Below are 14637 nucleotides of genomic sequence, written 5' to 3'. Positions count from 1 at the left end.
GTTGGTGCTAGTCTAGGTGGCATTGTGCTTTTCAAGGAGGTTCACCATGGCATCTCAAATGCCCGTTGTCAATGTTGAGTTCGGCGATCGCCCGACCATCGAATTCCCGTCCGAGACCGCTCCGGCAGGTCTGAAGGTTGTGGAACTGTTCGAGGGCAATGGCCCGATGGTTCGCCGCGGCGACACCGTCACCGTTAATTATCACGGTGTGGTCTGGGGCAAAGACACTCCGTTCGATTCCAGCTTCGACCGTCACCAGCCGGCCAGCTTCGGCATCGGTGTTGGCCAGGTCATCAAGGGTTGGGATCAGACCGTTCCAGGTCACAACGTCGGTTCCCGCTTGGTGGTGTCCATTCCGCCGGAGTATGGCTATGGTTCCCGTGGCGTTCCGCAGGCCGGCATCGGCGGCGAAGACACCCTGGTGTTTGTGATCGACATCATCTCCACTCGCTGAAACTAAGCGGTATAGAGTAATTTCCAAGGTCAAGGAGGCAACATGGCCGAAGAAAAAACGCTTCTGCTGACGCAGGAAGCTTATGACAAGATGAAGGAAGAGCTCGCTTGGCGCGAAGGCGAGTATCGCGACGAGATCCTTTCCAAGGTTTCCGCGGCTCGCGCCGAGGGCGATTTGAGCGAAAACGGCGGCTATCAGGCCGCGCGTGAGGCTCAGCGAGTAAATCAGGGCCGCATCGAGGAACTGACCGTCAAGCTGCGCAATGCAAAGATTCTGACCGCGCCCAAGGCCGGCGAAGTCGGCGATGGTTCTTTGGTGACGTTGGATGTCAACGGCCGTGAAATGGTCTATGTGCTTGGCACGCGTGACCTGTCCATCGCCACGGATTACAGCATCATCAGCCCGGAATCTCCGATCGGCGCAGCCATCAACGGCGCTCACGAGGGAGACACGGTGTCGTACACGGCTCCGAACGGACGTGAGATTTCCGTGACCATCAAGGAAGCCAAGCCGCTCGCCTGAGTGATGTTCGTCATAAGCTGAATCTGGTATTCCAGCGACATAAAGCGACATAACAAGGCTGGTTCATCGAATACAACTGATGAACCAGCCTTTTCGTATATTTCGTCAAACTGCAGTCAGATATGACCTGAACTTACGGCCATAGCTGCACGATCACCATGTAGATCGCCACCATATGGCATGCGTAACCAGCGACAGTGCCGCAATGGAAAATCTCATGGAAGCCGAACACCTTCGGCCATGGATCAGGCTTGCGTAGCGCGTATACGATGGCTCCGGCGATGTAGCAGGCGCCGCCTGCGGCCAACAGCACCACAACAGCCGGACCGGCGTACGGTGAAATCCAGAACAATCCCATGAATGCCACGCCAGAAACACCGAAAATAATATACACAATCACGTAAAGCCAGCGTGGGGCGCTGATCCAGATGACGTGAATGATGAGCGCCACGGTAGTGCAGATCCACATGCCTGCGATGATTGAATTGCGCCAGAACGGTTCGAGCGCAAAGGAGACCGGCGTATAAGTTCCTGCGATCAGCAGGAAGATATTCATGTGGTCGATGCGTCGTAGCACATCGGTAACGCGAGGCGACCAATCGCCCAAATGGTAGCAGGCGGAATTGCCGAACAACACCAGCGAACACGTCATGAACACGGCACACGCCCACTTCAAACCGGTACCGTGAGCCAGACAGATCAGTACGATGCCGGCCGCCAATGCTAGGGGGGCGGCCACGGCATGAATCCAGCCGCGCATCGCCGGTTTGGGCCGACCGTGCACGTCAAGGCGAATCTTCCGTTCGATTTCCGTCGGAGTGATGCCTTCTATTTTTGCGGCACGAGCTTCACCCTTGGCAATGGCCATTTTCGCCTTGCCATCGGCCTTCTTGCGAATGTTCTCGGCCTTGTTGCGTGCCTTCACGCGAATTATATCGGCCTTGGCTTGAAGCGCCTGTTCGCGCGCTTCTGCGATGATCGCGCGTTTTTCCTCGATCTGAGCGTCTGTGGGTTTCGCCATCTGCGTGCCTCCACTGTAAGTTACGGAACCGTAACCTACGTTACCGTAACTCATGGATATGTCAATTTCTCTTCCCAATGATATTCGGCTAATATGTGCACGTGTCGTGCAAAACCTCTGGCGTAATGCGTATGATGGACTGCATGGCTGATTTCTCACATATCTTGACGACCCGTCCCGATTTCGATGACGAAGATCGTGAATGGCTGCATCATTTGGTCGCCGACTGGCAGGTGATTGCCGACCTGAGTTTTGCCGACCTACTGCTCATTTTGCAAAATGGCGAGGGCAAATACATCATCGCCGAGCAGTGTCGTCCATCCACGGTGATGAGCCTTATAACCGATGACGTCGTTGGCGACGTTGTTGAGGAGGGGATGCGCGCTGAATTGGATGCTGCGATGGCCTCCGAGTCGGTGTTCCGTTCCACGGTGCTTCGCACGGTGGGTGGGTCCACGGTATGCAACGTATATGCGCCGGTACGCCACAACGGCAAGACTCTGGGTTTGGTGGTACGTGAAACCAACTTGGCCACCCGAGAGTCGAATGGACGTTACGAATCCGAAAGTATCAGCGCGGGCAAGCAGCTGTATGAGATGATTCCGCGCGACCAGTTCCCGTACCGCAACCCGATCATGAACCAGCGTCATAATGCGCGTGTGGCGGACGGCTTCATCGTACTCACCGTCGACGGCATCGTGCGATATGCTTCGCCGAACGCCATCAGCTGCTTCCGACGTTTGGGGTCGGTCAGCACCATACAGGGGGAGTACCTGAGCGAAATCGGCACTAAACTGCTACGTGAGAACGATCCCGTGCTGGAAACCCTCCCTCTGGTGCTCAGTGGCAAGGCTGCCGTCGACTCTGAACTTGACGCCAACAAGTCTGCAGTGTCCATGCGTTCGCTGCCGTTGATGGAGGCCAATGGCCGTGTTGGCGCTGTCGTGCTATGCCGAGATGTGACCGAGCTTCGTCGCCGTGAAAAGGAATTGCAGACTAAGAATGCGACGATTTCCGAAATTCACCATCGCGTCAAGAACAATCTGCAGGCGGTTTCCGCATTGCTGCGACTGCAGGCACGTAAAACCAAGTCCGAAGAAGTCAAGAAAGAGCTGAAAGAGGCGCAGCGCCGTGTGCAGACCATCGCCATGGTTCATGAAGGCTTGAGTCAGACCGCCGATGAGATCGTCGACTACGACAAGGTCATTTCCAGTCTGTTGAAGATGGCTGTGGATTTGGCTACCATGCGCGATCAGCACATCGACATTGATTTCATCGGACGATTCGGCATGATGCCGGCGCAGGATGCCACGCCGCTGTCTCTGGTGCTGACCGAGCTGATCACCAATTCCGTGGAACATGGTTTTGAAGGCCGAAAAGACGGGCACATCACGATTTGCGTGGGTCGTGGCGGCAACAACCTCAATGTCATGGTTGAAGATGATGGCATCGGTTTGGCCAATGAGGAGCATGACGGCATGGCGCGTTCCTCCGGGTCCGGTCTGGGCACGCAGATCATCAGCACGTTCGTCAAGAACGATTTCGGCGGTACGGTCCGTTGGGAACCTCGCCGTGGCGGCGGCACCCGAGTGGTGCTTGACATGAAGCTGCGTGCGGCGCAGGACTGATGAACGCGAAAGCGATTCGGAAGGCATAAAAAAGTCCGGTTGGCTGTTAGGAGTCAACCGGACCTTTTTGTAAGTTGCTATTCGCAGAGCGTATGCGAATGACGGATCTTCGAAAAACCTTTAGATTTGCATCTGCATAGCCTGGGAACGACGGGCGCGCATGGCACGACGCTTAAGCGCGCGACGCTCGTCTTCGCTCAGACCGCCCCAAACACCGTAATCCTGATTGGTGTCGAGAGCGCATTTCAGACACGCGTCAATCACCTTGCAGGTGCGGCAAACGGCCTTGGCCTCTTCGATCTGCTGGTAGGCGGCGCCTGTGTTGCCGACCGGGAAAAACAGCTCCGGATCCTTGTCTCGACATGCGGCCTTGGCGCGCCAGTCAAAAGCACTGCTCATATAATTAATCGCCTTCCTCTTGCCATGTAAGGCATGTAAGTCCGTTACTCAGATAACCACGAATCGTGCGACTTTTCAAGAGTTTCCACGAAAAGAATCCCACGAATCGTCAAAAACCTTGAAATTCTACACACTGAATAGGGCAGGCTTTGGCCTGCTGAATAAGCACGCCACGACCGTGGAGGGTATAGTCATCCGCTGAGAATCCGTCCAGAATCGCGCCGGGAATGCCCAACATCAGATCGTTGGAACGTTCTCCGCTGGGAAAAGCCACACGGGTGGGGCATCGGTCCAACAGTGCGGAAGTGGGTTTTTCCGTAGCTGCGATCACGGTGATATTGGGATTTGCCAATGCCTCCCGCAGTTCGTTCGCTTCAGGCGAAGTGGAAAAAGGATTGAGCGGATCGTCCGCATCATCCACAATCCAGATGCTGCGTTCATACAAAGACGAGGGCCTTCCGTCATCCGTCACCATGCCATGTTCGCTTTTGCGTGTGAAACGAATATTGGCACGACCTGTGTCGTACAGCCAACGTGCGCAATGCAGCAGCAGATTGGTTTTACCGCTGCCATAAGCGCCGATAATGGCGATGTTTTGTTGGCTCACGTCAAGAACGGCGGTATGTACAAGCACGCCATCGTCAGCAAGAGCGAAAGGAATTTCGTGCCATGGCCGGTTCGTTGTGGTCGACAGATCGGATTGCGTCGCATGCCGGGCGAGCGGATCGGAAAACAAGAGATCGGGGTGTTTGCAAGCATGGAATCGTGCGGCTGTGTCGATGTTGCGGATAAGTCGGTTGACATCTCGAACCGCGCTGCACAAGAAGGGCGTGGTGCGCTGTCCGTCATTGCAATAGGCGGCGCCAGGCATATGGGGAGGAATCAACGCCGCGTCTCGTATGCCGATCAATTCGTTCGACTGCATCTGGTCCGTAACCCTTAAGCATATGCTTAGCGACATGTTGGCCTTCATATCGGCATGAACCTGGCCCATGGGATTTTGCGTGCAGACAATCAAATGCATGCCGAGGGAACGGCCGAGCGATGCAAGACGGTTCAACCGTTGCATATAGTCGGGCAGACGGTCGCGAAGTGCGTGGAACTCGTCGATGACCACGACCAGTCTTGCCGGAGGATTGGCCAGCTGGTCGAAACGGGAGACACGTTCGGCGCTCACCAAAGTCTCACGCCGAATCAGTTCCTGTTCGATGGCGTTCAGTGCACGGACCGCATGGGACAGGTCAAGATCGCAAACATTTCCAACCGTGTGCGGAAGCTGTTCCAAGGCATTGAACGTCGATCCGCCCTTGAAATCCAGAAACACGAAATGCAGATCGTCCGGGCTGTGCTGCATGGCGAGCGATAGACACCAACTGATGAGCAGTTCCGATTTTCCCGATCCTGTGGTGCCTGCAACCATCGCGTGCGGGCCTGATCGTTGCAAATCCGTATGGAACAAGCCACGTTGCGTGATTCCTAAGGGGCAGGAGGATGTGGGGGAGAGCCACGTTCGGGCGATGGTACGCCACGGCAGCATGTCGTCATCCAAACCGTAGAGGCGTTCGAAACATACACGGGGCATCGCGGCGAATGGTGATCGGTCAATGGCCCGCTCTAGCGTTTCCGCAACCTTCGACGGCGCCGGGTCCGTAGGTTCGTCATGCTGCTGTTTCTGACGAAACCGCAATGCCATGGATATCAACGACATTGCGCTGCCGACAAGCCCCGGAGCAAGCATAGCCACGTACAGCCATTGTCGTTGCGCGACCATCGCGACAAGCATGGCGAACTGCGCCAGCACAGGCGCGGCCCAGCTGATGAGCATCAGTCGGTTTTCATTGAATCCATCGGTATGCTTGCGTTTGTTCTTGCCATTCATACCCGCCATAGTGGGCAATGCGGATAAGTGGGTGCAAGCTGAAACCAGGGTTGTGGTCGGAGGATGAGTTATCCACATCCTCCGACTGGAATGTCAGCCCTGCTGTTCGGCAAGCGTGCCTACAGTGCCTGCCTCGTGGGTGCCTTTGGCCAGCTCGGAGAACAATTCGAGATTCTTCTGCTCATCCAACAACACGCTGGAGCCAACGCCATCAACGTAATAGTCGGGGTCGGTCCAGTAGACGCTTCCCGAAATGCCTTGGTCTCCGGAAGCGCTTTTGAAGGCCAAGGCCATGTGCAGCAGCGATGAGGTCGAAGCCTTCTCATCCACGGTCACGGAGCTTAACGCCGCTTCCGCTACTTTCTTGACCTTACCGAAGTTCAGAAGCGTATTCTTGGATGCGCCCTTTTTCACTATGGCGTTGATGACCTGGCGCTGACGGGCCGCACGTCCGAAATCACCTTGCGCGTCGGCATAACGCATACGAGAGAACGCAAGCGCGGTGTTGCCGTCGGCAGTATGGCAACCGGCAGTCCAGTGCAGTTGGGAGTACGGGTCATCCACGTCTTGGTCGTAGCACAATTCAACACCGCCAAGGGCGTCGACCACTTTGACAAGGCCGCCGAACTGCACCATGGTAACATGGTCGATTTTCTGCCCTGTGATGTCTTCAACCTCGTTGACCAGCTGTTTTCCGCTATACAGTTGCGCGACCGCATTGATTTTCATATAGTTTTGGTCGATTTCCACCAAGGAATCACGCGGAATGGAAATCAGTGAGGACGAGCCGGATTTCGGCTTGGTGAGTACGAGAATGGTATCCGTTCTGAAACCGGTCACGTCTCCCGCGTCGCCAATGGTGCCTTCGCGCTCGTCAGAACCGAGAATCAGCCAGCTTTCGCCGGCGGTATCGGCTTTGCCGGTCAGCCAGGACTGTTTGTTGAGCTGCCCGTCCACCCAATTCCATGCGGAGAATGTCGACAATCCCAAAGAGAGGATTATGGCAAGGAAGATGATCAGAATGGTTCTTCCCACATGGCGCTTTCCGTGCGGTCGAACGGATTTTTTTGCGACGGATTGCAATGCCGATGCGCCGGAGCCGGCCATGTTTTGTCTTGAGGTGCCTTGGTTGGTCATTCGTGGTGTGCTTGCTGGTCTGGAGGAGGAGCCTCGTACCTGTTGTACCGTACGTTTCGGATTATGCGATGCTGAAACAGGTGCGAATGAGGCGGGAGAGGACGTGGCCGGTTTGCGTGTTCCGCTGGCGGAACGTGCGGCAGGGCGGAAGCTTTGCGGTGTGCCCGACGCAGCTGCGGATGGCGCTGCGGAAGCCGATTGCGTGGATCGTCTGGCCGAATGCGAAGCGCTAGAACGGGCCTGTTGCGAGGCAGGAGAAAAGCTCGGAATCGATTGGGAGCCGGATTTCGGAGGAACCGGGGATTTATGAGGTTGTGGTTCCGTCTTCTTCCGCCCTGCGGACGGGATGAAGCTCGGTGGTACGGACATGGGATCCTTGCCGCCGTTCTCTTCACTCATACAAATATCCTCCAAAAAGAAATCCGTTCCTACACCATTTACACCGTGTAGGAACGGATTCGGTGAAAGCGGTCTAGTTCTTTGCGGGAACGGCACAAACCGTCGCATTGAGGTAACGGTCGGCAAGTCCGATGTACTGTCCGGTAAGAGCGTCATGGATGGAACCATCTTCAGGGTCGACCGTGCCGCCGGTGTTCGGATCGATCAGCGTGCCATCGGCTTGCGTGATCAGACCAGTAACTGGATCGGGCGTGGGTGCTGCTTCCTGGGAACCCGCATTGTCGGTGCTTTCAGCCGAAGTATCGGTGGAATCGCCGGAATTGTCTGCGCTGCCGTCATTAGTGTTCGCCTCGGACTCATCGGAACCATAAATCGGCTTGTCCGCGCGCATCTTTTCCCAAAGCGTCTCCGCCTCATCGGCCCAGACCGAACGGTTCGGATCCGACGGCGCGGACACTACCGGAACGGTCTGCGAATACAGGTTGGACAGATTGAAGTCCTTGAGACTCATGGCGAGACCTGCAAGTGCGGCGGTGTCGGCCATGCCTTGCGAAATATACAGTGATTGCAACGCCGATTTCGCCAGCTGATATAGCTGTGCGGTATCGGTGAGAAGATTCTTGCTGAGTGCCTCGTTCATCAACTGTTTGATGAGGTACTGTTGCCTGGTCGTGCGCGACGTGTCGGAACCATCTCCCAAACCATGGCGGGTTCGCGCGTACTGCGTCGCCTGATATCCATTCAGATGGTGCAGTCCCTTGGTGAGCTGCAGGCTGGTGTAGGGATCGTCGACATCCTGCGGGATGCACAGGTCGACGCCTCCCACGGCGTCGACCATCTTGACCAAACCTGCGAAATCCACGACGATGAAGTTCTGAATGTTCAATCCGGTGAGACTGTTCACTGCATTCAACGTGCAGCTTGCGGCCGAGGCGAGATCGCCGCCGGTCTGATATGCGTTCGCGAAAATTGAATTGAACATCACGTTGTATTGCGCGGGAATCGTGCCATTGGTCGTCTCGCACTGAGGCACATCCACCAAGGAATCGCGCGGAATGGAAACCAGGTTGATTTTGGTGCGGTCCGCGGAAATCTGCGCCACCATCGTGGTGTCAGCCTGATGGTTGCCTACCACATCGTCGAAATCGCCTCCGACGGACTGGTTTTCCTTGCCATCGCGGGAATCCTGCCCGATGAGTACGAATTCGATAGGCTTGCCGGAATTTGGGTCGATGATCGCCGTGTTGGCATCAAGTGAACCTTGACCGATAATTTCCACTGAATGGTTTTTGATGATGCCATTCACATCCAACCATGTCGCGGCTGCCGCGGTTCCCGAGAACACTAGCATCGCCGCGATGACCGAAGCGACTATCGTCCTCGTGCGATGCTGCACTCGATATCCAAGGCTGTGTCGCGGCTGTGCATCTCGCAGTCCATTGACGTTAGGAAGCTTATCGCCGGCTGGTGATGTGGTCACGGTATCGCCTTCCTGTTTATACAAAAGATCACGCCATATCTCAACGCGTTCTAGAACATACCACTACTCTGTTATGGGATTATAGAGATGTTCCCCGATTTTCACTGATTTTGCTTCAGACCCCCATCGTCCCGGTCGTTCCATATACCACATTTTTCTTGAATCAAGGTTATTGACACGGCGGAAAACTTGACAAAAAGAAATTGCATGTGTGTAATTTAACACGACTGAAGTGTGCATATGTATAGATATGGGGAGGACGCATGTGGGGCGTGATCGATGAGTCCTCCGACAATCCGCTTGCGGAGTTGTGGGGTTTGTTCAAGCGCGATGACGATGTTTCTTGGCAGCATAGGGCCTTATGTTCCCAAACCGACCCGGAGGCGTTCTTTCCTGAAAAGGGCGGTTCCACTAGGGATGCCAAACGCGTGTGCGCCCAGTGTGAGGTCCGCGAACAGTGCCTGAAATGGGCCATCGAACACGATGAGCGATTCGGCATTTGGGGTGGTTTGAGCGAACGCGAGCGTCGTCGTTACAAGAAGGAACACAAGGAACAAGCATGACGTACGGCATGCCCCGTGCGTACACTGGAAATTATGAATTCTAATGCCAGCAGCGATATTCAGGGAATCGTGACCGATATGCTTAACAGCAGGCCGTACTCCCACCGGCAGGATGCCGATCCGTCCGTGGCTGCGGTGATTACCGCGCAAAGCGATTTACGCTTTTTCCCTTCCACCTTTGCGGCGGTGCTCGCACAGCGTGTGCTTCCGGGTACCATCATCGTTGCAGATTGCACTAATCAGGTAGAACAGCCCATGCAGATGACGTTTGACGTCATTCCGTCGCCGGCTGGCGTGCTTACGGAAGTTCCTGAAAGCAAAACCGTACGTGTTGTTCTGGTAGGGGTGAAAGGCGCGACGTCATTCACGAACGCCGTGTCTCGCGCGATACGGCAGATCGATCTTGACGCCCAGGTCAGCGCACTGTGGACTTTGCACGACGATTCCAGGCCGGCCGACGAGCTATGCCTCGAAGCATTGCTTGATGCTTGGAGAAACACGCCGACGGCGTCTTTGCTCGGCGCGAAACAGTTGGATTGGCAAGCGAAAAACCTGCATAACGTCGGTCTGTATGCGGGACACCACAATCTTGTGTCTTTGGTGGTGGATGGGGAACCCGATCAGGAACAGTATGATGGCCGGCAGGATGTGCTGGCAGTTTCGCTTTCCGGCGCGTTGGTTCCATTGGCTGCCTTGCGAACGTGGAAGGGCGCTGATTCCTGGTTTGGCACCTTCGCCGAATCCATGGATCTATGCCGGCGCATCTGCCTGGGTGGAGGTCGTGTGGTGGTGGTGCCACAGGCTCGGATTGCCCATAGAAGAGCACGGTTCGACGGCGTACGCTCCAAAAGTGGCCAGCCGGTCGAAGACGAGGATGGCCGCGTCGATCCATATCTTGCGAAGCGTGAGGCGAACACGAAATATGCGTACACGGATGTGCATCGTTCCTGGTGGCCTTTGCTGTGGATCTGGTCGATTATCAAGGCGCTGGGCTTGGCCGTGCTCTGCCTCACCCGTAAGCAGCCGTACCATGCCTGTTGCGAGCTGGCTTTGCCGTGGCGTTCACTGCTCTACCTGCCGGGCGCATGGCGCGCTCGCGCCAGGCTGCGCGAGCAAAGCAAGGTTTCTCTGAAATCACTGTCAGCATTGCAGGCGAGCCGTCAGCAAATCAAACAATGGAACGATCGCAGGCGGGCTTTCCTCGACCAGCATGGCACGGTGATTCTTAGCCCCCTCGCCAAAGCGCATCTGCGCAAAAGGCTGATGCGCAGGTGGGGATTTGCCCTCACTTCTGCGTTGATCGCGTTCGCTTGGATCGTCTTCCTGTATTGGAATGTGTTCCGTAGCGTGTGCTCCGGTGCATCGATGTATTCGCATACATTGCTGCCGACCGACGCAAGCTTTGTCCAGCTGGTCCGCGCCGCCACCACGTCGTGGGCGTATACCGCGGGAACCGGCGTCAGCGCGCCGAGTGCGCCATGGCTGTTGACGCTCATGGTGGTTTCCGTGTTCACTGCGGGGCATGTGGCGACCGCCGTCGCTGTGGTGTTTTTCCTGTCAGCGCCGTTGATGGTGCTGTCGTTCTGGGCTTTGGCTGGAATCTTCACCCGCTCTGACACGGTACGCTGCGTGACCGCATTGGCATGGTTCGCCATATCGTTGTCAATGAGCGTATATAACGATGCCGATGTGGCGATGATGACGGTTATGGTGTTCCTCCCCGGGGCTTTCGCGTTCTCTTTCCGAGCTGTGGGCATGTATCGAACGGAGGATTTGCTCAAGCCTCAGGCTTCCGTGCAGGCCGCCGCTCTTGCCGCGTTATGCTTCATTCCCGTTGTAGCCGCCGAACCGCAATTGTTGCTGCCGTTGATGTTGTCGTTCCTTGTGTTCCTTATGCTTGTGCGCTCCCATAGAACGACCCTGCTGTTGATTCCGCTGCCGGCTGCGTTCGTATGTGCGCCGACGTTGGTCAATGCGGTACGTTACGCGGGAGCTGGCACCTGGCGTCAGATTTTCGGTAGCGTGATGTTGCCGTCGTCGGCGCATGATGGGCGTCCGATGATCGCCAATCTTTCGGATATTGTTTCCCGCGCGTTCGGCGTTACCCTATCAGGCGAGGCATGGCAGTATGCGACTGTGGCGATATTGGCCTTGATTGTGCTTCTCGCCGCGGTGTCGCTGTTCCTGCCGTTTGTACTTCGTGCGTCGCGCATGATGTGGGTTGTGTCGATAGCAGGCTTGGCTACTTCGCTGCTTTCCGCTGCGGTTGTGGTTGCGGTCGACTCCGACGGAGCCGTGGCCGGTTCCGTGCTTCCAGGTGTTTCGTTCACGATGATGGGGTTGCTGTCTTGCGTGTGCATGGTCGCCGGCAGTGCGGTGCAAAGATTCGTCATGCTGTGGCAGCGGCCCGCCGGTAATGTTGAGATTGAAGGGCATGAATCCTCTGAGGGCATTATTGCCGGTCGTACCGTGCGAATCGTACTGGTTGTCTTGATCGCCGCATCTGTTGTGGCGAGTGCCGGTTTCGATTTCATCATGCGAGATCATGACACGGTCGCTGCCAGCGATTCGGGACTGCCTATCGTCGCTTCCGACTACCTTGCGCAGGATGAGGCGAGACGTGTGCTTGCCGTACGTGCGGATAGCACAGGTTCCATCAGCTACAGTGTGATGCGCACCCGTCGAGGTGATTTGATTGACGGTTCTCCGGCGCAGCGCGTCGAAGTGGCTTTCGGACGTTCCGATGATGCGAGCAAGGCGATTGCGAAGGATTGTGCTCAGCTATTGTCGAATGCTGATTCCGATGCCGTTGCCGATTTGAGTGAATTGGGATTCGGCGGCATATATGTGGTGCGTTCCGGTGATGACAAGGCGCAAAAGCAGATATTCGACCAGTTGAATTCTAATATCAGCGCTTCGGATGGTACGCAGAACGTTGTGAGCACCGATGCGGGGACGTACTATCGTCTTACCCTTCAAGACACAGCCAAGCAACATATCGACCGCAAGGGGTATCGCCAGGCGGAGTCGAGCGTTTGGCGCCAGGCATGGCTGTGGTGCATGGGGGTTGTTATTGCTGCGTACTGCTTGGTTGCGCTTCCGCGCATGAGGCGTCAGGGTCAGGAGGAAGCATGAGTAAGCATTCCCGTTCCAAAACGGTTTGGCGTGTGGTGCTGGCGGTTGCGTCGGTGCTGGTCATCGTCGCATTGGTGGCTGTGGCTGCGGTATATCGTCCGACATGGATTCATGCCGATTCGCCGGCGACGCAACGCTCGTCCGTGTCTCGTACGGTCAGCCCCCGCCAGCTGGAAACGTATTGCCCTGCACGAATGACGATTGCCGATACCGGTGCGTATGGTGACAGTGAATATCAGGCGTCCAACGGCAATATCGCATCGTCGGCGCGTTACACGGCATTCGGTGCGGTGTTCCGTTCCTCCGTAGGACTTTTTGGCGCTGATGAGACCACTTCGGCGTTGGTACTGAACAAGGATGATGAGGGATCGGACGATGATGTTTTTATTGCGTCCGGTACCGTCGATGACGGTTCCCAGTTGCAGGACACCCGTTTGTTGTCGGCTTCCGATGGAACGGGAGCGGCTTCCTCGATGATGTCTTGGGCCACTGATGGAGATTTGAAAGGCGTTTCCGCGGCTTCCTGCGTCACACCGGCTTTGAACCAGTCGTTGATGGTGCCGGGCACCAAAACAGGCATGACCCAGCAGCTGGTTGTGGCCAATCCTTCAGCCAAAGCCACGTCGGTGAACATCAAGGTCTGGGGATCCGACAAAGCCGGTGCCTTGGCGTTGTCTACAGGTTCGACGTTGATGGTGGGAGCGGGCAAGGAATCCATATTGAACCTTGCCGCGGCGGCTTCCGAACAGGACGCCCTGTATGTCACCGTGTCCAGTGCGGATACTCCGGTCGCTGCCGTGGTCCGCACGATCGCAATGGACGGTCTGACTTCGAAAGGTTCGGATTATGCGGTCCCCAACAATGCTTCAGCGAAGGCGCTGGCGATTAACGGATTGTCGGAAGGCGACGCCGTCAATCTGTATGTGTATCCGTCCCGGCAGTCCGACGTCACGGTATCTTGGACGGACGGAAAAGGAATGAAGAACACCAATCGGCAGACGCTTGAGGCGAATCGCGTTTCGGTCATCGACTTGGGTTCCGTTCCCAAATCGGCGACCGGTCTCACCATCAGCGCCACTGAGCCGGTAATGGCTGCTGCAAAAGTCACCAATGATGGAGATAGCGATCAGGCTGATTTCGCTTTGGTCAATGCTTCGGTGCCAATGAATGTCTCCGCCATGGCCGTCCCCGACCATGCCACGGCGCAAGTGAGCGTCACCAACACATCGGACGACGATCGCACGGCTACATTGACGTCATATAACGAGGCCGGCGGTATCGTGGATCAGAGTGACATCACCATCCAAGCCGGCGCCTCAACCACGGTCGAATTGGCGGATGTCAATGATGGAGACGTGGCCGCGGTCCGTCTCACCGATCCGAATCAATCCATGGTGTGGAACATCCGCGTAAGCCAGAAGGACGTTTCGGATGCAAAGCTGGCCGGAGTGTCCATTATCGGTGCAACTGATCTGAAGGAAGCCCGCGAACAGGTGTGGTCCAATCAGAACATGACCATCGTGCGCTGATCACATACCCCAATCCGGGTCGATCTCCTCAGGACGGCGCCCATACAGTTCCGCAAGACGCAGCACCACTTCGTCTCGAATCGCGAGCTGAAGATCCATGCGGCTGCGCGCATGCGACTGCAAAGGCATACGGTACAGCACTATGCGCGGCGGTATGCCATGCTCGGCAGGAAACGACTGCGACCCCAAATGTGGGGTGGCCTCCCAAGGCGCCGGGTCGGATGGTGGCACATCCTCGACAGCAAACTGCACCGGCGCCACCAGTTCCGGCCACGCATTGTTGAGCCTGCGAATCTGCGCAACCAGCATATCGTCGAACATGCCGCTTCGTGTGCGGTACCGTGGAAGTCTCGTGCCGAACATCGGCGTTCTCGTTCCACGACCATGACGATTCCTATACACGGTTGATTCCCAAGGCAATTGATACATGACCTCTACCATATCAGGGCTTTGCGTGAATATGCGATACCATATTGTTCATTGCACCGACA

12 protein-coding genes are annotated in these 14637 nt (G+C 56.2%); 6 read left to right on the top strand and 6 right to left on the bottom strand.

Annotated elements, in window-relative coordinates:
- The first annotated feature begins 46 nt into the window (after positions 1–46).
- Both WMO36_RS05200 and WMO36_RS05195 read left to right on the top strand, forming a co-directional pair.
- On the top strand, positions 47–454 hold the full coding sequence (locus tag WMO36_RS05200; protein ID WP_065440040.1) for an FKBP-type peptidyl-prolyl cis-trans isomerase: 408 nt from the start codon (positions 47–49) through the stop codon (positions 452–454).
- Positions 455–496: 42 nt separating this feature from the next.
- The gene (locus WMO36_RS05195) at positions 497–976 is read left to right on the top strand and encodes a GreA/GreB family elongation factor (RefSeq protein WP_003835271.1); all 480 of its coding nucleotides are present in this window, start codon (positions 497–499) and stop codon (positions 974–976) included.
- 133 nt (positions 977–1109) lie between these two features.
- On the opposite strand, the gene trhA is transcribed toward WMO36_RS05195, so the two are convergent.
- The gene (trhA, locus tag WMO36_RS05190; RefSeq protein ID WP_099570703.1) at positions 1110–1997 is read right to left on the bottom strand and encodes a PAQR family membrane homeostasis protein TrhA; all 888 of its coding nucleotides are present in this window, start codon (positions 1995–1997) and stop codon (positions 1110–1112) included.
- 143 nt (positions 1998–2140) lie between these two features.
- On the opposite strand from trhA, the gene WMO36_RS05185 reads away from it, so the two are divergent.
- Complete coding sequence (locus WMO36_RS05185) at positions 2141–3625, top strand: sensor histidine kinase (protein ID WP_180753414.1); 1485 nt, start codon at positions 2141–2143, stop codon at positions 3623–3625.
- A gap of 120 nt (positions 3626–3745) precedes the next feature.
- Here the strand turns inward: WMO36_RS05185 and WMO36_RS05180 are convergent, their stop codons facing one another.
- From WMO36_RS05180 to WMO36_RS05165, 4 genes are all read right to left on the bottom strand, one after another.
- The gene (locus WMO36_RS05180; RefSeq protein WP_003835265.1) at positions 3746–4024 is read right to left on the bottom strand and encodes a WhiB family transcriptional regulator; all 279 of its coding nucleotides are present in this window, start codon (positions 4022–4024) and stop codon (positions 3746–3748) included.
- Positions 4025–4133: 109 nt separating this feature from the next.
- Positions 4134–5912, bottom strand: coding sequence for an FtsK/SpoIIIE domain-containing protein (locus WMO36_RS05175; protein WP_144171295.1), 1779 nt, complete (start codon positions 5910–5912; stop codon positions 4134–4136).
- A gap of 84 nt (positions 5913–5996) precedes the next feature.
- Positions 5997–7439, bottom strand: coding sequence for an LCP family protein (locus WMO36_RS05170; protein WP_180753413.1), 1443 nt, complete (start codon positions 7437–7439; stop codon positions 5997–5999).
- Positions 7440–7512: 73 nt separating this feature from the next.
- Positions 7513–8919 carry an LCP family protein gene (locus WMO36_RS05165; RefSeq protein WP_435374615.1) on the bottom strand — a complete coding sequence of 469 codons (1407 nt, stop codon included), beginning with the start codon at positions 8917–8919 and terminating at the stop codon, positions 7513–7515.
- A gap of 263 nt (positions 8920–9182) precedes the next feature.
- Here WMO36_RS05165 and WMO36_RS05160 point away from each other — a divergent pair, with 263 nt between their 5' ends.
- From WMO36_RS05160 to WMO36_RS05150, 3 genes are read left to right on the top strand one after another with little or no spacing between them, the layout of a single operon-like run.
- Positions 9183–9482, top strand: coding sequence for a WhiB family transcriptional regulator (locus WMO36_RS05160; protein ID WP_099570697.1), 300 nt, complete (start codon positions 9183–9185; stop codon positions 9480–9482).
- A 33-nt stretch (positions 9483–9515) separates the two neighbouring features.
- Positions 9516–12617, top strand: coding sequence for a glycosyltransferase family 2 protein (locus WMO36_RS05155; RefSeq protein ID WP_099571148.1), 3102 nt, complete (start codon positions 9516–9518; stop codon positions 12615–12617).
- Positions 12614–14146, top strand: a complete 1533-nt coding sequence (locus tag WMO36_RS05150; protein WP_099570696.1) for a DUF5719 family protein — start codon at positions 12614–12616, stop codon at positions 14144–14146. Before WMO36_RS05155 ends, WMO36_RS05150 begins: the two co-directional genes overlap by 4 nt.
- Here the strand turns inward: WMO36_RS05150 and WMO36_RS05145 are convergent, their stop codons facing one another.
- Positions 14147–14575: a metallopeptidase family protein gene (locus WMO36_RS05145; RefSeq protein WP_099570695.1), complete on the bottom strand. Its 429-nt coding sequence runs from the start codon at positions 14573–14575 to the stop codon at positions 14147–14149.
- Positions 14576–14637: the final 62 nt, after the last annotated feature.

The organism is Bifidobacterium hominis, from assembly GCF_040095915.1.
Taxonomy (GTDB): Bacteria; Actinomycetota; Actinomycetes; order Actinomycetales; family Bifidobacteriaceae; genus Bifidobacterium; species Bifidobacterium hominis.
This window is presented reverse-complemented; position numbering and strand designations above follow the sequence as displayed.